The 20,205-nt window shown below is 56.3% G+C and carries 21 protein-coding genes, 1 tRNA gene and 2 pseudogenes; 2 read left to right on the top strand and 22 right to left on the bottom strand.

Translation table 11 applies throughout. The features are described from left to right. Nucleotides 1–112: 112 nt before the first annotated feature. The 7 genes from AACI_RS02855 to AACI_RS16740 form a co-directional block, all read right to left on the bottom strand. Nucleotides 113–712: a hypothetical protein gene (locus AACI_RS02855; RefSeq protein WP_008340687.1), complete on the bottom strand. Its 600-nt coding sequence runs from the start codon at nt 710–712 to the stop codon at nt 113–115. Between the two features lie 72 nt (nt 713–784). Next, on the bottom strand, nt 785–1,189 hold the full coding sequence (locus AACI_RS02850) for a PIN domain-containing protein (RefSeq protein ID WP_245530677.1): 405 nt from the start codon (nt 1,187–1,189) through the stop codon (nt 785–787). A 37-nt stretch (nt 1,190–1,226) separates the two neighbouring features. Next, nucleotides 1,227–1,499, bottom strand: a complete 273-nt coding sequence (locus tag AACI_RS02845; protein WP_008340689.1) for an AbrB/MazE/SpoVT family DNA-binding domain-containing protein — start codon at nt 1,497–1,499, stop codon at nt 1,227–1,229. A gap of 153 nt (nt 1,500–1,652) precedes the next feature. Next, a complete protein-coding gene (locus tag AACI_RS02840) occupies nt 1,653–4,625 on the bottom strand; it encodes a pyrrolo-quinoline quinone (RefSeq protein WP_012809973.1) in 2,973 nt (990 codons plus the stop codon). An 82-nt stretch (nt 4,626–4,707) separates the two neighbouring features. Then, the gene (locus AACI_RS02835; protein ID WP_012809972.1) at nt 4,708–5,934 is read right to left on the bottom strand and encodes a hypothetical protein; all 1,227 of its coding nucleotides are present in this window, start codon (nt 5,932–5,934) and stop codon (nt 4,708–4,710) included. 2,082 nt (nt 5,935–8,016) lie between these two features. After that, nucleotides 8,017–8,808: a hypothetical protein gene (locus AACI_RS02825; RefSeq protein WP_012809969.1), complete on the bottom strand. Its 792-nt coding sequence runs from the start codon at nt 8,806–8,808 to the stop codon at nt 8,017–8,019. A gap of 261 nt (nt 8,809–9,069) precedes the next feature. Beyond that, nucleotides 9,070–9,345, bottom strand: a complete 276-nt coding sequence (locus tag AACI_RS16740; RefSeq protein WP_041707270.1) for a hypothetical protein — start codon at nt 9,343–9,345, stop codon at nt 9,070–9,072. A gap of 18 nt (nt 9,346–9,363) precedes the next feature. Between AACI_RS16740 and AACI_RS02815 the strand changes: the two genes are divergently transcribed. Continuing rightward, complete coding sequence (locus AACI_RS02815) at nt 9,364–9,603, top strand: hypothetical protein (protein WP_012809967.1); 240 nt, start codon at nt 9,364–9,366, stop codon at nt 9,601–9,603. 130 nt (nt 9,604–9,733) lie between these two features. On the opposite strand, the gene AACI_RS02810 is transcribed toward AACI_RS02815, so the two are convergent. From AACI_RS02810 to AACI_RS02760, 12 genes and pseudogenes are all read right to left on the bottom strand, one after another. After that, the gene (locus AACI_RS02810; protein WP_012809966.1) at nt 9,734–10,018 is read right to left on the bottom strand and encodes a hypothetical protein; all 285 of its coding nucleotides are present in this window, start codon (nt 10,016–10,018) and stop codon (nt 9,734–9,736) included. Further along, entirely contained in the window at nt 10,015–10,389 is a 375-nt protein-coding gene (locus tag AACI_RS02805; protein ID WP_012809965.1) for a site-2 protease family protein, read from the bottom strand. Before AACI_RS02805 ends, AACI_RS02810 begins: the two co-directional genes overlap by 4 nt. A gap of 19 nt (nt 10,390–10,408) precedes the next feature. Beyond that, nucleotides 10,409–10,774 carry a hypothetical protein gene (locus AACI_RS02800; RefSeq protein ID WP_012809964.1) on the bottom strand — a complete coding sequence of 122 codons (366 nt, stop codon included), beginning with the start codon at nt 10,772–10,774 and terminating at the stop codon, nt 10,409–10,411. Then, nucleotides 10,771–11,514 carry a sigma factor-like helix-turn-helix DNA-binding protein gene (locus tag AACI_RS02795; RefSeq protein ID WP_012809963.1) on the bottom strand — a complete coding sequence of 248 codons (744 nt, stop codon included), beginning with the start codon at nt 11,512–11,514 and terminating at the stop codon, nt 10,771–10,773. The genes AACI_RS02800 and AACI_RS02795 overlap by 4 nt, the downstream gene beginning before the upstream one ends. Nucleotides 11,515–11,612: 98 nt before the next feature. Further along, nucleotides 11,613–11,969 (bottom strand): annotated as a pseudogene (locus AACI_RS17200) (type II toxin-antitoxin system death-on-curing family toxin); the annotation flags it as partial. 295 nt (nt 11,970–12,264) lie between these two features. Next, nucleotides 12,265–12,651 carry a gamma-glutamylcyclotransferase family protein gene (locus tag AACI_RS15760; RefSeq protein WP_012809962.1) on the bottom strand — a complete coding sequence of 129 codons (387 nt, stop codon included), beginning with the start codon at nt 12,649–12,651 and terminating at the stop codon, nt 12,265–12,267. A gap of 391 nt (nt 12,652–13,042) precedes the next feature. Then, a tRNA-Thr gene (locus AACI_RS02780) sits at nt 13,043–13,115 on the bottom strand. A 153-nt stretch (nt 13,116–13,268) separates the two neighbouring features. Next, on the bottom strand, nt 13,269–13,676 hold the full coding sequence (locus AACI_RS02775; protein ID WP_041707266.1) for a hypothetical protein: 408 nt from the start codon (nt 13,674–13,676) through the stop codon (nt 13,269–13,271). Nucleotides 13,677–13,718: 42 nt separating this feature from the next. Next, the gene (locus AACI_RS02770; RefSeq protein WP_012809960.1) at nt 13,719–14,348 is read right to left on the bottom strand and encodes a sigma-70 family RNA polymerase sigma factor; all 630 of its coding nucleotides are present in this window, start codon (nt 14,346–14,348) and stop codon (nt 13,719–13,721) included. Nucleotides 14,349–14,548: 200 nt separating this feature from the next. Further along, a complete protein-coding gene (locus AACI_RS16735; protein WP_218917107.1) occupies nt 14,549–14,653 on the bottom strand; it encodes a putative holin-like toxin in 105 nt (34 codons plus the stop codon). A 283-nt stretch (nt 14,654–14,936) separates the two neighbouring features. After that, nucleotides 14,937–16,055, bottom strand: a complete 1,119-nt coding sequence (locus AACI_RS02765) for an RNA-guided endonuclease InsQ/TnpB family protein (RefSeq protein ID WP_012809957.1) — start codon at nt 16,053–16,055, stop codon at nt 14,937–14,939. Nucleotides 16,056–16,362: 307 nt separating this feature from the next. Then, on the bottom strand, nt 16,363–16,737 hold the full coding sequence (locus tag AACI_RS02760; protein ID WP_012809956.1) for a hypothetical protein: 375 nt from the start codon (nt 16,735–16,737) through the stop codon (nt 16,363–16,365). Between the two features lie 26 nt (nt 16,738–16,763). Between AACI_RS02760 and AACI_RS02755 the strand changes: the two genes are divergently transcribed. Beyond that, complete coding sequence (locus AACI_RS02755; RefSeq protein ID WP_012809955.1) at nt 16,764–17,582, top strand: Dam family site-specific DNA-(adenine-N6)-methyltransferase; 819 nt, start codon at nt 16,764–16,766, stop codon at nt 17,580–17,582. Between the two features lie 314 nt (nt 17,583–17,896). Here AACI_RS02755 and AACI_RS02750 read toward each other — a convergent pair whose 3' ends face one another. The 3 genes and pseudogenes from AACI_RS02750 to AACI_RS02740 form a co-directional block, all read right to left on the bottom strand. Further along, on the bottom strand, nt 17,897–18,391 hold the full coding sequence (locus AACI_RS02750; protein ID WP_012809954.1) for an arsinothricin resistance N-acetyltransferase ArsN1 family A: 495 nt from the start codon (nt 18,389–18,391) through the stop codon (nt 17,897–17,899). 13 nt (nt 18,392–18,404) lie between these two features. Next, nucleotides 18,405–18,812 (bottom strand): annotated as a pseudogene (gene arsC, locus AACI_RS02745) (arsenate reductase (thioredoxin)); the annotation flags it as partial. A 37-nt stretch (nt 18,813–18,849) separates the two neighbouring features. After that, nucleotides 18,850–20,142, bottom strand: coding sequence for an arsenic transporter (locus AACI_RS02740; protein ID WP_012809952.1), 1,293 nt, complete (start codon nt 20,140–20,142; stop codon nt 18,850–18,852). Between the last annotated feature and the right edge of the window lie 63 nt (nt 20,143–20,205).

Below are 20,205 nucleotides of genomic sequence, written 5' to 3'. Positions count from 1 at the left end.
CAGCCCCCTCATCCAAGCGTGGAATGTAGGACACATGTGTGCCTCCAAACAAATCGCCCACCTGGTCTCCCTATCGGGACGACAGGCAGACGATTTGCGATTCAGATATCGATCACCGTCCAGCGTCGCCATCGCCATCCGTCGAACTCGACGTGCTTTCGTCGCTTGAGGTTGACACGCGCCCGGACCCGCTATACCGATACACTCCGCTGTACGAAGATGTACCTCCATATCCGCCGCCGATCCACATCGGCAAGAAGATAGGATAGCCACCGTCATTATTGTTGTCTGCCTGCTGCGCCGACTCGTACGCGCTCATCGCATCGGTAAACGCCTGGCCGACGTCACCCTGGAGCAGCGCTTGGCTCACCTGATCCGCGGGCTCAACCTTGCCGTTCTGATAGGCGAAGTCGATGTCGAAGTCGTGGTCGAAACGGATCTGCACAATCACGGTATCGCCGAACGTGTAAGGGCGAAGGTACACCGTGTCACCCACGTCGTTGCCCAATGTTTGGAGAAAATCTTCGATGGTTTCGTGATTGCGAGGAATCGGGTACAACAGCACCGCCTTGTACGCCGCGATTTCTTGCGGCGTGAGTTTCGGCTTCGCCGACGTTGTGTCGTTTGCCGTGCCCGACAGCGTGGCAGTGGAGCACCCCGTCAAGAGAAGTACCGAAGAGGCGAGCAATGCAGCCACCTTCGATTTGGACATGTGCATCCCTCCCAATAAGACGGGGAATGCACGACAAAAAACCGCCCTGCATCGTTTGCAGAGCGGCTTCGTTCATTCACCCGAGCGCAAGACATCGCCCGGCGTCACATGGCCAACCTGTAACCGTCGAAAGTGTTTCTGGTTCCAGGTCAAAACCGTCGGACACTTACTGTGTCGCGCTTTCGCGGCAATGTACGCGTCGATATAGTCCACGTGTTGTTCGTCAAAGTCGCGAAGCGCCTCGAGTACGATCTCCTTTTCCTCGATCTCAAGACCTTTGACTTCCGTTAATTGCTCCAGCACCTTCGCGATTTCTGTTGGATGCTTCCCGTAGAAGCTTTCCAGCACCCAGCACAACTCAGCAAAAACAATCGCCGGAACGCGCAAAGACACGAGCCCACGATCAAGATATTCAGCCAATTGCGCCACTTCTTCGGCTTGCTTAGGCGGATCCCCGGTTATCAGGCGCAACAGCACGTTCGAGTCAACCCACATCTCGGACGGGTGAACCGACTTACTCACCGGCGCTCGCGTCTCCGTTTAAGTATTTCTCCCTAGCCTTGGAGGCATAAGCCGCCTTTCGTATTACACTGATGTCCTCCGGACCAGTGCCTGGTAAACTCCCAAGCAAAGAACGCAATGACTTCCGTTTGGCCACACGCAATCGAACTTCTCCGTCCACCACTTCGAACACAATGTGGTCACCCGGCTCTGCGCCCAACAAGCGTCGTATCTCGGCGGGAATCACCGTTTGCCCCTTGCGAGACAACGTGCTGAATGCCGTCATGGGTGTCTCCTCCACTGTTTCTCTTACCTCCATAATACGCTTTACCTTATGCTGAGTAAAGCATATGTGGTTTTAAGAAGAAGGGTTTAACGTTGACCTCAGATCTTCTCTAAGCATTGCCGCCCCACCACTCCGGCAGGGCGGCCACTCGTCTCACTTGCTGTTGTTCGGCGTCACCGTCGTCTTGCTCGGCAGGGGCACCGGGTAGTACTCGTTCCACCCGTTCGTCACCGTCGGCGTCCAGACCGTGATCTCGGGATCCGTCCAGTCGCCCCAGTCGCCAATGGCTCGAACGATGATCATCGGCATGTACTCATCGGCTCCGACACGCCAGTTGGGCGGCCATGCGGCGTACTCCGTGCCTGCGATCGGTTCGTACTGATAGCCGTTGTTGTGCATGTCATCGTATGGCGCCCACTGCATCTGCGCACCCGGATACGGCACTCCGAGCGGATACTTCCCTTTGGGCCAGTCCGATTCCAGCGGATCGTCGGCATGGCACACCGGAGACTGCTGCCATGTGTTTCCGTCAATATATCCGGTCGTCCACTCGGTGAGGCTGTACGGATTCATGCGCCAGCGCCCCGCATAAGCCTGATCACAGGGCACCCAAGGCCCGCCTTGATCCGGAACCGGAATGTTCCACGCAAACCTCAGATGCTGCGTGTCATCGTTCGTCTTGCCTCCGTCCCAGTACAGACGAACGTCGGGACTGACCTCGTGGTAGACCGTTGGCACGTTCATGTGCAGGATGATCGTGCTGTAGATCGGCTGCGGCGGAGTAGACTGCGTCGCCGTGCACTGACCCGCTGCGTTCTGGGCAACACAGGTTGTGATGGCGTTCGTCCAACCGCTGATGTACGTGTAAGCGTACGGCACGTTCTTGACGATCTCCACATACGCCTCCAGGTGCGCATCAAATTCGCGTCCAATGTAATTCCAGTTCGGAGCGATTTGCGCCCACACCGTCACGTACCGACTTGTGTTGTACTTGGACGGCTTGTTCATCGGGTAGACTGTGAACGCTCCGCCGTGCAGCGCGTCGCCCAGCTTGCCGCCCCAAAGCGGGGTTTTGGCCTCCATGGTCTGAAGCACCCACAGGTGGATAGCGCCGCCTTCCCAATCCCAGCATCCGTGTTTGTTGGTGCAGATCCAACTACCGTATCCGGTCGCCACGGACGACGGGAACTTCACCGTCACCTGACCATACGGCGATGGAATGTCCTTCTCGTCCTGCGATTCAAATTCATAGCCAAACAAGTCTCCGGGAGTCGCCGTAATCTTGATGATTACGGTATTGGGACCATTCGCGTTCCAGCCCGTGATCCCGATCGCCTTATTGAGCATGTCCGTCGGAAGTGTAATCGTCTTGTTCAGCACGCCTGACGAGAAGGTCTCCACCGTGCCGAGCGTCGTCCAGTTCTTCCCCCCGTTGGCGCTCGCCTGAACCGTAAGCGTGTCATCAAAGTTGTTCGGCGCATTGGTCAAGATCGTCGGAAGGTCCCCGCCCACGTATGTCAACGTGATGGGCTGGCTAAAGTCCTTCGGATCCGCAGACGTATAGTCCGGAGAAGTCTTGTAAATGCCGCCGTCGTTTTGCCAGATCGCAAGTCCGCCGCTTGTCGGCTGGAAGAATGTCGGAACCGATTGACCGATATAAGGATTGGACGCTATGCCTTCGAAATCGCTTGTCAACACTGCAGCGCCAGCGCCGTTCAAAAGCTTCTGCCCGCCATGCTGTAAGGCGTTGAAGAGATCGAAGTCGTTGGCTACCTGGTTGGTCTGCCCCGCAAGCCCGATCGGCGAGTTGTCAAACACGTCGACCCAACCTGTGGCGTCCGGAACGTAGATGTGATTCGTGGAGATCTCCGGTGCACCAACCGCATTGCCTAACAGCCCGATGTCGCCCGAGGTCCCGTTGTTGAAGTCAACCCAAGCCGCCTCGGCTTTGTTCTCCACCGGCAGGATGTAGGTTCCCGACGGTCCTGCGTACCCCGCCTCCAGCGCAGAGTAGGCACCGGCGCCACCCACGTGCCAATAGCTCTTCAACAACGAGATGGTACCGTTGTCGTTGAGCTGCCCGTAGTAGATATCCGTGTCGTAGTCGTTCCAGGCGATGTAGCCCTGCGCGGTTTGGATCACGCTTCCGTTCACCGGCGCGCCGGAGGGCGTCTGGAACTTCGACACGATCTTGCCGGTCCTCGGGTCAATCACGTACAGGGTGCCGGTGCCGCCCTTGTTATTCGCCGAGTATGCCGTGCCGATGATGATGTAGGGGATCCCACTCACCGAGTACGCCAGGACCGGCGTGCCGTCGATGCGGCTGCCGATGTCGATCTTGTAGAGTTGCGACAGGTCACTCGCGTCGAAGGCGTACAGATAGCCGTTCTGCGAGCCGACCCAGATCGTGTCCTCGCTCATGCCCGTGTTCTGCGCCGAGGCGTAGAGCGGGTAGCCCACGACCTGGTTTTGGTCGATGGGATCGCTGACATACATATTGTGTTGATCAGTGGAGGAGCCGGATGAGCCAGACGGATTCGAAACACCACCACTACCTGCTGACAGTGGCGTTCCATCTGGCTGGAATCCGTAAAGATTGTAACCTGATGCCAGGTACACATTCCCAGTCGCCTTGTCGATCACCGGCGCGCTGTTCGAGACGCCGGTGACGGGACGGTACCAATTCACTTGCCCGAAGGTTGAAGGATTCAAGCTGATTGATAACAGATATCCAGGCGCACTGGGATCGTCCGACGCTCCTTCGTTATTCGCGGGAACCGCCATGTACAACGTGTCATTGTACTCAACTGGGGTCGAATTCCCGTACCCTAAATGAAAAACCATGCCACTCTTTTTGTCCGTCACCGTGGGCCAAAAGGCTGTCAGACCCCAGAAGTACGACTCGTGGATGCCGTTCTCGTGTGTGCGCCACACGCTGTCACCAAACTGCGCCGCGGCATTGACAGTGGCGATCGCGAGCGCTTGCCCGGCACCAGGCGCCGCCACTTGCATGGCTCCCGCCTTGGGGCTTGGCCACGACACAAACGCACCCGCCGTCGTCAACACCACCGCAATCGCCAGCGCCTTTCGCGCCGTCGTATTCATGCGCATACGAACCTTGCGCATAAAAAAATCACCTCCACACGTAGTGGGGGTGAGCAGACAAAAAAGACCGAGCGCGACGAGCGCGTTGCCTCGTCGCGCTCGGTCACGGATTCACCGGATTGGTGCCCGTGTGCCAACTGAGATTCGGCACGACGTCGAGGCCGTAGCCATATGCCCACGCACCGGCCCTGTCATAGATTGGTGCAGTTCCGATGTTCGGAACTCGCGAAAGAGGCGGTTTGGCACCTTGCATGTCGGAATTTCCGGCAAGCCAATAGTTGGGAGCAATCCACTCTACATTTCCGGAATTGTGATCGACAAGCTCGTAAATCATGTAAAAGCCATAGAATCCCGTGCCGTTGTTTCCCCTTGCTACGAGTTCCGCGACAACATCACTTCCGCCCATACCCGTCCCCTTCAAAAATACCACCCACGGCCACTTCTGCAACACCTGGCCAGGCTTGAGATGCTGCACGTCGAAGTGTCGGTTGAAGAACACGTTCTTCGGATCGGGATACCACTGCGCGTTGTTCGCGAGCATCCCGAACATGCCCGTGGTGTGATGCGCCTGGGCCTCCTGCGCCTGCGCCACCGCCTCCTTGTAGAGCTGCGGCGTCACCTTCGTGTACGTGGGGCGCGGCGTAGGGCCGGTCAGCGCCAGCGTGTTCGTCGTCGTGTCATACGTCGCGCCGAATCCCATCGCCTTGAAGAGCGTCAACAGGTGATCGACGTTCACGAACTGATCCGTCTGGCCCGTACTCGGATCTCGGATCGGGAACATCGTCACCTCATCGAGCAGATTGAGATTGACCGCGATGCTCGCTCCAAACGTCGCACTCTTCCCTGCTGTAGTGGCGTATCCACCACCTTCATACATGGGGAGCGGCTGACGATACAGTAACGTGTTAAACGTCCACGTCGTATTAGGCCCGACCCCAAAGCCGACAAGATCGTTTTCATGGACCGCGTAGCTCTGAATGCCTGCCTGCCCATTGAGAGCCGCTGACACCGCGTTCAACGGGATCATAACCTCGCCAGGCGTGTAGCCCACGACTTCGTAGTTGTCTGCAGCCTCAGTCCCCGAAACCTGCACGTTGGTCACCGCATACGTGTTCGCCAAGACCTTGCCATTCAACGTAATCTGCGCAGGCACGAGCGTCGCCAGTTCGTCACCTGCGACAATGTCTATGCTCGCAATATTCTTCATCGGCCCCTCAAACGTCACCTGCACCGCCCCGCCGCTGTCCGCATACGTGCTGAGCGGCGCGGCGCTCACCGCGAGCGCGGCCAGCGCGCCGAGCGTCGCCTTCGTCCACTTCTTCATCTTCATCCTGCTTAACCTCCTTTTGTCAGGATTCTACGCGAAGTTCCCTCAATTCGTGATAATTGGTTCTTAGTTCCTTGGTTGAAATTAGAATAACATGGATTGGAATAAAAATCAAGAGTTTGTCATCCACGATTGCGATTCAACCCACTTCTACCGTGCCTTTTCCCTGTGACAAAGATCACGCATTGCGGAGTGTTTCGTCAATAATGAGTGTACCGTCAGACACCACCTTCGCTCCCATCACCACGTTTACGGACTCGCTCGACGACCCATACTGAACCTGAGCGCACTCAGCTTGCCATTTGCAGAACCGTCTCCTGACCATGGCCCGCACCGATGGTGCGGGACTTTTTGTGATCGCGATATAAATTCCGTCAGTTATACCGCCACATCATCACACAACACATCACGAATCTCGTATACTCGTCAGCATCAATGGGTTATACTGAGAGCAATCCGTTGTCATTCGACTCACCCTGAACTCTTCAATCCCACCCCGCACCCCTGGGTGCGGGCTTTTTATCCCCAACTGAATCAACAAGGACAAGATTTGGAACAAAAAGACAAGGATTGACTTTGCGCATTGGTCTAAGCTCTATTCAGGCCGACACGCGCCATGCTCCAAGTGCAGATTTCGGAAAGCCCCGGTTCCTGAGACTGCGCCCCACATGGATGCGGGAACCGGGGCGAAGTTGGGTGAAAGGGTTGGCATCTCCTAAGCAGACGATGTATGATTTAAGTAGGCTGACGGCGATGATGAAGCGGTCGGCTGGAAGAGCCCCCGAATTCCCCCTGACCCCCTGCACCTTTAGCGGATGATGCAGGGGTATCGTCGTGTTTGGACACGTTAGAATACTCTCTTCCACCCGCTGCGGAGTTCGGCATACAGCTTCGCGTAGACCGGACAAAAATCGAACGCACCCGCGACGCGCACCGCGCATGTTTCGCAGATCTCGTTGTCGCACGTAACATACCTCCGGCCATCGGCCGCGTAGTCCACAACAAAATCGCAGAGAAGCGTAGCCTCACGTTCTTTGCAAAAGGGGCATAGGCGACGCCTTCGCCCGCCCGTGTCCCACCTCGGCGGTCCATTTCGACGGATCGCGTTGCGAATGTACTCCGGCTCCGAACATGAGCCGTCGCAATAGCACAAGGTCGAGATCCCTTCGTAAACGTTGCAGGGCATCGGCCACATCGCCTTAGTCTTTGTAGGGCGAGTCCGCCCGAATAAACAACGCATCTCCCCGCACCGAGTGGCGCTGGACGTCTTTTATTTGCTATTTCCCTCAATCCATTCCCGCTTCTTACTAACCATCCTTCTGTGGAGGCAGGCGGTGATCAGTACCAATCCAGCTTCGATGCTGAGAAAGGTGCTCCAGCGAAACAAGAAGGGAACTTGAGAAGGAAGGACGGACGGTGGAAGACAACTTGTGTTTTGTCCAGGTGAAACGAATTGATCACATACCCATGAGTTTTCCACATGCATGCTGATGGCACCCTGGATATAGAACGTTACCCCTGGGTACACGAAGATTTCTATCATGAGCAGAAAAAAGTAGATCACGAAGATCATCTGCCGCCTATGCGAAGTTAAAGAGCTCGTTTCATTCATCCGCTCAACATCCTCCTCATTACTCCAGCACTGGATAGTCTGAGGCTTTTTGCCCCTCAATCGAATCGGCAAGAGCAAGATTTCGACAAACCAAGTCAAGGATCGACAACGCCGCCTGGACTAAGCTCAGCTTAGGCCGACACGCGCCATGCTCCAAATCTGGCCGCACGACTCCTTTCTCATCGTTCCGGTTCTTGATGCTGCGCCCTATATGGATGCGGGAACCGGAGCAAATTGACGTATGACTTGGATAGGCCGACGGCAATGGCGAAGCGTTTGGCTGGAAGAGACCCCACCCCCTGATCCCCTGCATCGACGCAAATGGTGCAGGGGTTCGTTGTATTTGGCCACGTAAGGGGATCCGTCTCTGATCCGTCTCTACCTATTGCGGAGCTCGATGTACACTCCCGCGCAGGCCAGACAGAAATCGCACGCACCCGTAGCGCACCGCGATTTCTCACTTGCGCGACAGTCTAAAGCGTCTCAACTCCCCTGACCATCCAGTGCCCCGCCTGCTGCTCCAGTGTGATCTCCATCGCAAGCGGCACCCACAACCCCGTCGCCGGGTCCTCCGCCTGAAGCGACACGTAGAGCTGCGGTTCGGTCTTGCTCCCCGCCTGTAACAGCACCTGCTCAAGCTGCACGCTCGACGTCGTAAACGGCAGCGTCGGCAAGCTCACGCCGGCTACCACATCGTTGGTCGTCGGCTGACCTCCGAACCACGCCTGCACAAAGTTCTGAATGAACGTCTGCTCGTCTGGCGTCGGCGTCTTTCCCGACGGCGAATACGTGGTGATGAAGTTCGCTGGCTCCATCCATAATCCGCCCACCGCGACCGACTTGCCGTCTGTCACCACCAGCACGTCGACTTCCTGCACCTGCGTTTGTGGCCCATTGTTGCCCGTCTCACTCGCTCCGCCAGACACCGTCTCCCACAACGCCACCGGCACGATCTCCATCTGCGACGACAACACCTTGGGGTCGAGCGGCGTCGCCTGGGTCACTTTCACACTCTCTGTCGGCTTCGCGTCCTGCACGGACAGGCCAAGATTACTCAGCGTTGTCGTCCGATTCGCCGCGTCGCCCGTCGACACCACGTCCACCGCCGTCTGCACCGCCAGCGCCGCCGCGGCGTTCGGCAGCGGAAACTCAACCTTAGGTCGTGGCGGATGCACCGCGCGCGCCAACGTGCCAAGTCCACCGATCGCGGCTAACACCAGTAGCGTCCACGTGCCGTAACGTCCGACTTTGTAAGGGATCCGCAAACAAAATCGCCTCCCGCAATGAGTGCTCAACTCTTGCGGGAGGCGGCGGACAGGAGGAAAGACGAACCCATTTGACGAATTTGATTTGGCTCATTCCTTCATTCCACCTTCAGATGATGGGGAAAATTCAACTTTCTTGTCAGCATCGTTCTTCCGTTTTAGTCGCAGTTCTAGTCGATTGACCAATTTGAATGTCAACAGCGAAGCAACTAAATTCAGAATCGCTGCTGTCAGTATGACATTATATCCATTCACGATCAATTACCCCTCTTTATCATTAAATAACCAATCGCTCACTTTCTTTTGTTGCTCATCGTCAAGATGATATCGATACAGATTAAATAGCTTAATGAAAGAGAAAACATAGAAACACGAAGAGATCACACCCAGCCAGCCTGCGAAGTACAACACATCATCGCCTCCCGCCAAGGTTCTCTTACCCTTGCGGGGGGCGACGGACATCTTGTCTGTCGGCCCCGCACGTATGCTGTAGCTAAAGCCAACGACAAAAATAACGTCCGTCGCCCCCTCCCTCATAGATGAGGAGGGGATGAGATGGATGTCCAATACATCTACTTTTATCTGACGCAGATCGACGGCCCGTATTTTGTGTCCTTCCCGGAAGGCGAAGAGGCCAAGCCGAAGAAGTTTGGCTCAATCATCCGTCGCGACGACAACGGCAAGCAGAAGGTTTGTGTCAACTTCGTCTTCGAGGATGGTCGCATCAAAGAGAAGATGGTCTTCGAGCCAGTTCCAGATACCATCGAAAACAAACTTGTTGAAAAGCTCCGCTGAACATGAAGTCCGCTGTCCCAAGCAGGACAGCGGACTGATTTGTCTTTCAAAATACGAACACGACTTCGACGACATCCTGACAGCAAGCGCCGCCTGGTTCTCGAACAGAGATCGGGCGGCGCTTCTACGCTTATCTGAACAATTCCTGCAAAACCTCGGTAACTCGCAGTCCCCAGTCTGCAAATGTTGGATCAAGCGGCACCCACACATCGCGCTTGCCTTTGGTGTAGACAGCCACTCGATTTTTCTCGTGCATTGTCTCGCTCCACCCGAACGCAACCAGCAGACGGATGATTTCGTTTATCACTAGCTGACGCAATTGCAGCATCTCTTCCACGGGCACTTCTGCCCGATTGCCGTCGATGCGCGCTTTGCGCGCCAACTTCAACGCCGAAATAATCAACGGATCTGTCACGGCGTTTTCTCCTTCCCCGCCATAATCAGCAACGCGACCAGTCGCACCGTCCCAAGGACGCACAAAATCCAAACCCACACCCCTACCATCGGTGACAGGATCTCGACCAACGGCCACGCAATCCACTGCCCGAACACCCCGCCGAGCGCAATCACAAACTCACGCCAGCCGTCGACACGTTCCGTCTCCACCGCGCCGGCGATCGGCAGCAGTCGCCATTCCAACACACCCAAACGCACGAGAATCGGCCCCCACCCATAACGGAATCGACACACGCGCGCGCCGACCAGCCAGGCGGCGCAGGCGTGGCCGAGTTCGTGGGATAACACGGCGAGCGCAATCGCTACCAAGACTGTAATCGTGAAGGGCATTGCTCACTCCTCCGTATCGTCATCGAGGGCTCTCTTCGGAATGCCGTTCACGGTGCGGCCTTTTCAAAGCACTGTCTAATATCACCGCGACCCCCAACGTAATGCCCATCGGAACCATAAAAAGCATCACGATAGGGACAAGAACAGGGACGAAAAATACCCCAATGGATCCAATCGCCATTCCAGCCACGACGAACAATACAATCTCGCCAACATCGTATTTCCCGTCGAACCACGGCTCGTGGCGTTCGTAAATGAGGTATCCGACACCACCTACCGTTCCGCCAATGATAGCTCCAATACATAGCAGGAGGATAATATGATTGTTTGTAGCAAAGGCCCAATGATAGAAATTATTTAATCTCGTAAGGTGCTGTGAAATCATGGCTCATCATCCCCCAAATCCAGCGCCAACTGCACTCCGTTTTTGAACTTCTTCCGCCCGCGCCGCACATGCACGTCCGCCGTGCCTTTGCGCACATGCAGCATCTCCGCGATCTCCTTCCGGCTAAACCCCTGCAACGCCAGCTTCAGCGCCTCGCACTGCTGCGGCGACAACTGATGAAACGATACGCGCACTCTGGGTCGCTCCTCCGCTTCGCCCGAGAGCAACGCGAGCAACTCGTCCTCGAAGGACTCCTGCGCCGCCAAGCGCTCCAGCGCCTCCTGCACCGCCGCCGCGCGCGTCACCCGATGACGCGACAACTCCTCCCGTTCCCACAACAACCGCTCTTGGACCGCGCCGTATCGGCTCATCTGCGCTAACGTGAACAACATGTCCCGAGCCATGCTGCGCAGATACGAGCGATCCATCTCCTCCTCGCGCAGCTCTTGAATGACCCGACGAATTTCCTGCACCGCCATCTGCTGCTTGGGCGTCAGGCTTTCCCACACCGCTTCTGCCTGGTAGACGAAAACCTCCAAGTACTGCCGATCCTTCGTGTCCGCGTATTGCTCCAGATCGAGCCGGAGCCACTTCGGCCAGGACATCGACCGGATGCGTTGGAGCGTTTGCTGCCGCTCACGCGCCGAACGATCCATTTCCCGCAAGCGCGCCAAGAGTAGGCGCCGGTTAAGTCGATACTCCTCGATGAGTTCCTGCATGGTGATGTCGGATTCGCACATAAAGAAAAACCCCCTTTTCTACTTAGAGGGGGGTTGTAAGACAAAAACCATGGTTTTGCTTTTGACCGCGACGGACGTGCATGTGATTCTATCCAAGCTGCCACTTGCTCTGTATCGAGCCGTTTGTTCGCGATATCCAAACATAACTGATAGACCTCATCGTCATCAGCCCACAGCTCGTATCCATTCAGCTCCAAAAAGGTGCTTGCGCAGCCCCACGCTGTTCGCTTATTCCCATCGATAAAACAGTGAATCTGCGCAATCGACACTAAGTAGACCGCTGCTTTCATGAACAGCCCAGGAAAAAGTTCTCGACCAAACACAACTGAAGACGGTTTTTCCGCCAAATATTCCACGAGCTCTGGCTCTCGTTCTCCAGGCACTCCACCATATCGGCTGATCGCTATCTCATGTATGAGTCGAATGTCATCTGATTCAAGATAGACAACCGTCAACTTTTGGACAATCTCCTCATGGCATCGTCGTTCCGAGAAAACACTCGATTCGCGATTTCACGAATGAGACGTTGACGGTTCTCTTTGCTCATGATTTTGGCTTTCATGTGCTCACCAACCTCTCTGGTTGGAGTAATCTTTTCCATCTGCCTCGTCCCTCATTCAAGGCGAAGTCTGTCTCAACTGCCACACGTAAGGACAGGGATCTTTTGAAGTCCGGAGTCGCGTGATTCATGCTCATCGTACCAAAGAACACGCGTCTATGTGCAGCAAAGAACCTCTCGCTGAATCCATTTTATCGGCTTAACGCCGTTTTTTGCTCCAAACGCTTTACCCAGTCCCCGCTCTCCACTCGTTCGTACCCATCCACTTTGCGCCTCGCCATGCAGTACACCCACCCACGCAGCCCGTTTGTGGTGTCTGAAACGATCGCCCGATCGTAAAAGCTTGGATAGCCCTCCAGTCGATCAAGCCGTGCAAGTCCCTTGTCTGTCACTCTGACCCACTCGCCCGTGACCACGCCGTCCTCTTCCAACGTCACCGCCGGAAACGGCCCGAGGTCGTACATCGCGCCGCGGATCTGGCCTTCGCCCAAATCAGCTACCAGATGCGGTTCCATGACTGCCCGATTGGGCTGGTTCTTTCGCAATGTGCCGTACACAAACACGGTATGCACGGTCATGCACAAGCCCCCTCCCTAACGCAATTCTAGCTTCAATTCTAATATCAACCTGTATATGGGTCAATAAAACACCCAATCCAAATTCTATTGAAAATCTGGGATCATCGTGATAGGCTTGTCTTGGGAGGGAAACCTCTCTTGGGCACCCCCTTCGTAGGAAGGGGGTGAGAGGGATGTGGCAACACATTGCTGTGGTGCTCGTAGCGGTGGGCTGGAGCCTTGCCAGAATCGGGCATGCGCTTGCAGACATCCTGCGGGCCTTAAACGGCAATCCCCGCCCTGGCGCCAACCGTGAGGCGGGGAAGCCACAATCCCGACGCAGGAGGGGTTAACCCTCCTGCTATGTTCATGATTATCTTACCACATGGGGCAATATGCGTCCATAGACCTAAGCCCGCGACAGGACTCGAACCTGCAACAGGCCGCTTACAAGGCGGCTGCTCTGCCTGTTGAGCTACGCGGGCATGACAAAGGCCCGGCGCCCGCGAAACACCGGGCCAAAACAAACTGTCCCCTGCAGGAGATTGACCTCGCACGATACGTAGCGGGGTCTGAAATCCAGCCAATCTTGTCAGGCCGCTGCTGAATACTCAGTCCGCCGATTGGCTCTGCCATCCTTATTGTATCACATCCATAGACGCGCTCAACTGCGCCGCGCGATTGACACGCACCAGGAACGACCATAACCTTTCGCGATCAAAGTGGAGTGCCAAATTGTATTCACCTCCATCCACCTCTTTTCCAGAATCCAACCACACCCCGTACAACTTGCCTCGATACGTGTTGAGATCGACTTCCATCGACCACTCTGACCTGCCGATGGTCCATTCAAGCTGGACATTGCCGTCTGGGGTCGGATACACGTATGGAAGTGGAGGAACCGTTAAATACATCGTGTCCAGCACCTGAAACAGCCGCTTTAGCCGCTGCTTATTCGGCGCACGTCCGTCGCCGTCCAGCCAACCGTTGCGCAATCTCAAGAGTTTGTCTAACTGAGCTTGGAGTTCCGGTTTCAACGTGGCCACACCTATTACCTCACCACATGACTGAGCGGATCGGGTGCGGCATCACAACGCCGCTCCTTCCTGGCGCATGAGTGCCCTTCGCGCTTTTTTCCTTAACCTCTGCACCGCATTGTCCACCGCCTTGTATCCGCATCCCAACATCCGCTGGATCTCCGTGTACGAATGACCCTCGATCCGCAACCGCCACACCTCGCGTTCGAGCTCCGACAAGTTAAGTCTCCAATGCCGCTCAGCCCATGCCACGAGCTCTTCCGCAGATACACCCTTAGGCGGCCCGAACACCACATCCTCCACACTCGGTGCCGTACGATCAACGAGCACGTCCAGCACCGTGCGTTCTGCGTCCTCGATCCATGGGCACTCCGCGTCAAGCGACAGCGCTGTCAAGTGTGTTGTGTGCTTTTGCCTGCGCGCCATCCGCAGCACCGTTTGGATCTCGCGCACGACGCACATCTTCGCAAACGCCAGAAACGGCACTTTACCGCGAACGTCGTAGTCTCGTATGGCCTCCCAGAACCCGATCCACGCGTGCTGCATCAGATCCTCGCGGTCGGCTCCGGGTATCCAGTAGTTTCGTATCCAACTCCAGACCCTGACTCGGAATTCACGATAGAGTACGGCGAAAGCGTCCTGGTCGCCGCGCTTTGCCGCAAATACCAGTGTCGTGTCCATAAAGCATCGCCCCCAACAGTGAGGGCGGTGAAGGACAATCGTGGATTGACGAATATCCTCGATATGGTACACTTAAACTGAAAAGAGCGCCGGAGTTCGCGGCTCCGACGCTCGGGCACCGACGCCTGGGCAGTGTCCCTGCCCGTCTTTCGGTTACGAGCAAGAGACCGCCCCACCGGCGCTAACCTAATGGGGGCGGTCTACTTGCGTGTTAAGGCAAGAACCAAGGCCAACACCAGCGACAACAGCGTAATCACGAACGACCCGAACTGGATCGCTAGTGACAGCGCATCCGCCACCGACATGGCCTCACCCCATCCCGTTCTAACGAGCGGGCAGGGGTGACCCCCAAGGTGGTGCCTACCTATAGACTACCAAAATTCCTCTAAATCGTCACTGGATTCATAGCATCCACGCCTGCAAGCGCCTCGAAGATGTCTCGCAGCGACAGGTCTGCACCCGCCATCGCCTCATCCGACACCCCGTAGTACATATCAACTACCCCATGGCTCAAGCCAGGGGCTTGCTCGATCCCGAGCACAGTCGGGAGAGCACAAGGGACGGTTGACGTCGCCCCCGAGCCAAGCGTCATGCGCTCTGGCTCTGCCGCAAGCATTCCAGGCCTTTTTGAGCGATCACGCGGCTTGCGGCTAAGTCGTCATTGCAACGGTAGCCGCACTTCTTGCAACGGAATTCGTGACGCTTGCGGCTTCGATTCGCGGTTTCGCAGTGCCCGCACTTCGGGCAGGTCTCGCTTGTACCCGTCGGATCGATGAACATAACGGCGATCCCGGCTTCTTCCGCCTTGTAGCGGATGAAGTCCGTCAACTGCCGAAACGCCCAGCTCATGCGCCAGTATCGGTCCTTAAGCCGGAACCGGACGGACAAGTTGCTGCCTGTGAGGTCTTCGAGCACAATGAGCGGGCGTTGACCTTGGGCTTGTGCGAAGCGGACTACGGCCTTGGCAATCTGGTGATTGACGTCCGTCATGAAACGGGATTCTCTTCGGCCAATGGCCTTCAGACGGCGCTTGGCCGAGCGAGTGCCTTTGCGCTGAAGAGACGCGCGCAGACGGACGTAGCGGAGACGGGTCTGCTTGACCCTGCCACCGCGAATGAACATCACCTGATCCCCGCAGGAAGCGGTCACAAGGAAGCGCATGCCCTGGTCAACGCCGATCACGGCGTCGAAATCGTCGGCGTGATCCGGTACCGACTTGGAGACGGACACGTGCAGATACCAGCCGTGTCGCTTCCGAACCAGTTCGGCTGCACCGAAGGTCCAGCCGTCCTGCAAGTACCGCCGGTATGGAGGCTCCACGCGGAAAGGGATCCGCAGCCGACCGTCGATCGTCGTGATGTGCGCCACGCCGTTTCGCAGCACGTAGTCCTTGTTCCACTGGAACACGGGCTTCGCTCGTTTGAACTCCGCGGGCGTGTCCTCATTCCCGTTCGACTTCATGCTCTTGTAGACGCCCGCGACGACGCGGCACACCGTGCAGGCCATCTGCGCACGCAGACCGAATCGGGTGCGAATGGTTCGGTACGCGGCGCGGTGCAAGGCGACACGGTTTCGGATCTTGCGCTCAAAAGCGATGCGGCTCACGTAGTCAAGGGCCTGTCGATTGGCCTCGACGGTGCGAGCCAGTGCAGAAGCTTGTTCCGGCGTCGGTTCAAGCCGAACACGGATGGTGCGGGTGAGCTCCATGCCATTCACCTCCCTCACTTGGAGGGGTGAATGGCAGACAAAACGAAGGCCCTCCGATCAACCGGAGAGCCAACAAGAAAGGAGGGAGCGGCGCTCCTCCCCATGCCTAAAGGCAGAGGTATCCGCGCTGCTCTCGATGCTCAAGTTTGATGACTCGCATGTCGGAGTACGAGGACGGGACACCACGAGGAAAAATCAGGGGATTTTCGGGATAGCGAAAGACGGGCTGTTGGGTTCCTCCCATACGAGCGGATTCGTCTCCACACGTACGGGGATTGTACGACAAACAAGCCGCAAGTGATGTCGCTTACCACTCGCGGCCCAAAATTTCTTTCAATTCTTCTCGAACCTCTTGTTGATGCTCCTTCCACGCGCCCGCCACATCGCGAATGCTCCGGCGCGGACCTTGTCGCCTTGCCCGCCGTAGGCTCAGCAGTTCTTCATCCAGATCAACGTCCAGCTCATACGCGCGAAAGTCCTGACCAAACGTCTCAAGCGTGTTTCGCAACGATTTCAGCATTTCATAGTACGCGTTCACAGCACCACGTTCGTAATCGTTAAATGATTGGCGCGCTCGTTTTCGCTGATGCCGTCGCGCATTTTTCAACATCTGCCGAACCAGTTTTTGCAGAAGAGTTTGCTCGAACGACATGTAATCGCCTCCCTTGACCTTGCCCTCCATCTCCCTCTCCGGTGGAGGTGCAGTTCATGACCGTCCTTCGCTCCTACCTGCAATGGCCCGGCGGCAAATCCCACATCGTCACCGCCCTTCGCGCGTTCCTGCCGCCCGGCCGTAGGCTGATCGAGCCTTTCGTCGGCGCGGGTTCGGTGTTCCTGAACGCCAATTATCCCGAATACCTGCTCGGCGACGCCAACGGCGACCTGATCCTCACACACCAGATGCTCCAAGCGCACGGCGAAGCGTTCATTGAAGCCTGCCGTGATCTGTTCGTGCCCGAGAACAACACGCCTGATCGCTACTACGAACTCCGGGATGAGTTCAACAGCACAGCGGATCCATGGCGCAAGGCCATCCTGTTCGTCTACCTCAATCGCCACGGTTTCCATGGCCTATGTCGGTACACTCGGAACGGAGACTTTAATGTGTCGTTCGGCTACCGAAAAACGGTGTACTTCCCGGAAGAGGAAATGCGGTACTTCGCCGAGAAGGCGAAGCAGGCGACGTTCGTGTGCGCGGACTTTCGGGATCTGTTGGAGAGAGTCGAGCCAGGAGATGTGGTGTACTGTGATCCGCCTTACGTGCCGTTGTCGCGAACGTCGAACTTCACGGAGTACGCGCCGACGCGCTTTTCGTGGCGAGACCATACCCAGTTGGCGGGTTATGCCCAGGCGCTGACTGAACGTGGGGTTACCGTCGTGATCTCGAATCACCGCAGACCCGCAGTCGAATCTTTGTATCGGGGTGCGGAAATCCATGTCGTCGAGGCGCCGCGAAATATCGTAAATCGGTATCGACAGGCAACGCATGTCATCGAAGAGTTGATCGCGGTCTTTCGAGCATTGTGAGTTGCAGAGTGCATGGATATGTTTTACACTCGTGTTCGAGCGCAAGCTCAATACCGCCCGCGCACGTGTGCATTCGCAGAAGCGCCGCGCCAGACCTTCGGAGTCGACGCGGCGCGCATCAGTTCATGCTTTGCCTGAGTTTTAATACCTCCTCTGGCATTAAGCCTTACTGATAATGTGGATAATTTTAGAAGTGTGAACCACGGTGCACTGTTGCGGTGGAAGCAAACAGCAAGAGTCCACCAAATGCCCATCTCACCCTGTATCGTAACATCGATATCTCGTTTAGGTCGAAATCCAACGTAAATTACATATTATACAAGTGGTTTTTCCATCCACATGACATCGACCCACTTTCCGCCCAGTTTCCCGTGTCTTCGAAAGACTCCGACCTCGCGAAACCCCATCTTGCGATACAACCCTTGCCCTGCTTGATTGAAGGGGAACGTAGCCAACACCAATTTGTGAAAGCCGTGTTCCACCGCATAAATCTCCAAGTTGCGAAGAAGCGCCTGTCCCACTCCCTTTCCCCGCCAAGCCCTCTCCACATACACCGAGAGCTCACCCACGTCAGCATAAGCAAATCGATGCGAGTACGGATGCAGATCCGCCCAACCGACGACGTTCGAACCCACGGTCGCCACAAAGACCGGATATCGGCGGTTGTGTTGAGAAAACCATGTGTCGATATACGCCATATCCTTGGGATCCTGCTCCAACCTCGTGATTCGATCCTCAATGCCCTGGTTGTAAATCGACAAAATCGCCGGCAGATCCTCTCGAGTTGCGATTCTGACATCCACCTTCATGGAAGATCTCCTCCTCAAGAAACGCCCGAATCCTCTCACCGATGGCATCGCGGACTTGGCGGAACTGGTTCAGTACCTCTTCCTCCGATCCGGTCGCCTTCGCCGGGTCAGGAAAGCCCCAATGCAGGCGTTTCACGTGAGGCGGCGTCACGGGGCAGCGATCGTTCGCATCACCACACAAGGTGATCACGTAATCCGCTTGTTCGAGAAGCTCTGGATCGATGAGCTTCGACTGATGATGAGAAATGTCAATGCCCACTTCGCGCATCACCTGCACAGCGCGCGGATTCAAGCCGTGCGCCTCGACGCCTGCGCTATGCACCTCCACCCGGTCTCCTCCCAGATGGCGCGCCCATCCTTCGGCCATCTGGCTTCTGCACGAGTTGCCAGTGCACAGAAAGTAAATTCGCTTTCGAGACATGTGATGAAGCGCTCCTCTCCGCTCATGGATGTTTGCACTATTTCACGATCGCGAGCCAGCCGTACAACCCCATCAAAGTGAGCAACAACGTGGGCATCGTAAGGATGACACCGGTGCGAATGTACTCGACCCATGTGACGGTGACACCCTTCTGGCGAAGCACATGCAGCCAAAGCAGCGTGGCCAACGACCCAATCGGGGTGAGCTTCGGGCCAAGATCACAACCAATGACGTTGGCGTACGCCAACGCGCTCCTCACGGTGTCCGTCGTATGGGTGACATGAATAGCAAGCGCGTCAATCATCACCGTAGGCATGTTGTTCATGACGCTTGACAATATCGCCGCGAGAAAGCCCATGACGAGCGTCCCGGCGAACAGACCGTGATCCACGGCGAGTTCTATCAGATTTCCAAGGAGATGCGTCAGGCCAACATTGCGCAGTCCATACACCACGACGTACATCCCGATGGAGAAAAACACAATGGCCCACGGTGCGCCCCGAATGACGGACCACGGGCGAATCACCTTGACCTTGCCGCCGTACACAAGCAGTGCGATGGCGACAATCCCGGCGATGAAGGAGACGGGAATGTGGAAGATCTCCGTGACCATGTATCCCGCCATCAACACCATTAACAGGATCCAAGACATGCGAAAGAGCCTTTGATGCGCGATCGCGCGGGACGGATGCGGAAGAAACTCGGGATCATACCGCTCCGGAATATCCTTTCGAAAGAACAGGTACAGCAAGCCGGCGCTCGCTCCAAGCGAGACGACATCGGGTACAAGCATGTGCGCCAGATAGGTCAGAAAGCCGATGTGGAAGTAATCCGCCGACACGATATTCACAAGATTGCTCACCACAAACGGGAGCGAAGTGGTATCCGCAATGAAGCCGCTCGCGATGACAAACGGAAACATCCGGCGAGCGTCCAATTGGAGCAGCTTCATCTTTTCTAGAACAATGGGTGTGAGGATCAACGCTGCGCCGTCGTTGGCGAACACAGCAGCCACAAGGGCACCGAGCAAAATCACGTAGAAGAAGACCTTCTTGCCATCGCCACGAGCGGCCTTCGCCATTTTCAACGCCGCCCACTCGAAAAACCCGATTTGGTCCAGCACGGTTGATATGATAATGATGGCCACAAAGGCCAAGGTAGCATCCCACACGATTTTCGTCACGGACCACACATCTTGCCAAGTGACAACATGGAACAAGAGCGCTAGCGCCGCGCCTCCCGTGGCACTCCAGCCTATGGACAAGCCTCGCGGTTGCCATATGACGAAGACGAGCGTGAGCAAAAACAACAAAATCGCTACATATGTCATGACGTCTCTCCTTGATGCTTCACTTCACACGCAATCGAACGAATCCCGGTGATTCACGCAGGA

Source organism: Alicyclobacillus acidocaldarius subsp. acidocaldarius DSM 446, assembly GCF_000024285.1.
Classification (GTDB): domain Bacteria; phylum Bacillota; class Bacilli; order Alicyclobacillales; family Alicyclobacillaceae; genus Alicyclobacillus; species Alicyclobacillus acidocaldarius.
The sequence above is the reverse complement of the archived record's forward strand: the minus strand, read 5'-3'. Positions and strand labels throughout refer to the sequence as shown.

Excerpts from the sequence above, each read along its gene's own strand:
- AACI_RS02855 (WP_008340687.1), bottom strand. The coding sequence starts at position 712 with ATGTCCAAATCGAAGGTGGCTGCATTGCTCGCCTCTTCGGTACTTCTC.
- AACI_RS02845 (WP_008340689.1), bottom strand. The coding sequence starts at position 1,499 with ATGACGGCATTCAGCACGTTGTCTCGCAAGGGGCAAACGGTGATTCCC.
- AACI_RS02840 (WP_012809973.1), bottom strand. The coding sequence starts at position 4,625 with ATGCGCAAGGTTCGTATGCGCATGAATACGACGGCGCGAAAGGCGCTG.
- AACI_RS02835 (WP_012809972.1), bottom strand. The coding sequence starts at position 5,934 with ATGAAGATGAAGAAGTGGACGAAGGCGACGCTCGGCGCGCTGGCCGCG.
- AACI_RS16740 (WP_041707270.1), bottom strand. The coding sequence starts at position 9,345 with ATGAGGGAGGGGGCGACGGACGTTATTTTTGTCGTTGGCTTTAGCTAC.
- AACI_RS02815 (WP_012809967.1), top strand. The coding sequence starts at position 9,364 with ATGGATGTCCAATACATCTACTTTTATCTGACGCAGATCGACGGCCCG.
- AACI_RS02805 (WP_012809965.1), bottom strand. The coding sequence starts at position 10,389 with ATGCCCTTCACGATTACAGTCTTGGTAGCGATTGCGCTCGCCGTGTTA.
- AACI_RS02800 (WP_012809964.1), bottom strand. The coding sequence starts at position 10,774 with ATGATTTCACAGCACCTTACGAGATTAAATAATTTCTATCATTGGGCC.
- AACI_RS02795 (WP_012809963.1), bottom strand. The coding sequence starts at position 11,514 with ATGTGCGAATCCGACATCACCATGCAGGAACTCATCGAGGAGTATCGA.
- AACI_RS15760 (WP_012809962.1), bottom strand. The coding sequence starts at position 12,651 with ATGACCGTGCATACCGTGTTTGTGTACGGCACATTGCGAAAGAACCAG.
- AACI_RS02770 (WP_012809960.1), bottom strand. The coding sequence starts at position 14,348 with ATGGACACGACACTGGTATTTGCGGCAAAGCGCGGCGACCAGGACGCT.
- AACI_RS16735 (WP_218917107.1), bottom strand. The coding sequence starts at position 14,653 with ATGTCGGTGGCGGATGCGCTGTCACTAGCGATCCAGTTCGGGTCGTTC.
- AACI_RS02765 (WP_012809957.1), bottom strand. The coding sequence starts at position 16,055 with ATGGAGCTCACCCGCACCATCCGTGTTCGGCTTGAACCGACGCCGGAA.
- AACI_RS02760 (WP_012809956.1), bottom strand. The coding sequence starts at position 16,737 with ATGGAGGGCAAGGTCAAGGGAGGCGATTACATGTCGTTCGAGCAAACT.
- AACI_RS02755 (WP_012809955.1), top strand. The coding sequence starts at position 16,764 with ATGACCGTCCTTCGCTCCTACCTGCAATGGCCCGGCGGCAAATCCCAC.
- AACI_RS02750 (WP_012809954.1), bottom strand. The coding sequence starts at position 18,391 with ATGAAGGTGGATGTCAGAATCGCAACTCGAGAGGATCTGCCGGCGATT.
- AACI_RS02740 (WP_012809952.1), bottom strand. The coding sequence starts at position 20,142 with ATGACATATGTAGCGATTTTGTTGTTTTTGCTCACGCTCGTCTTCGTC.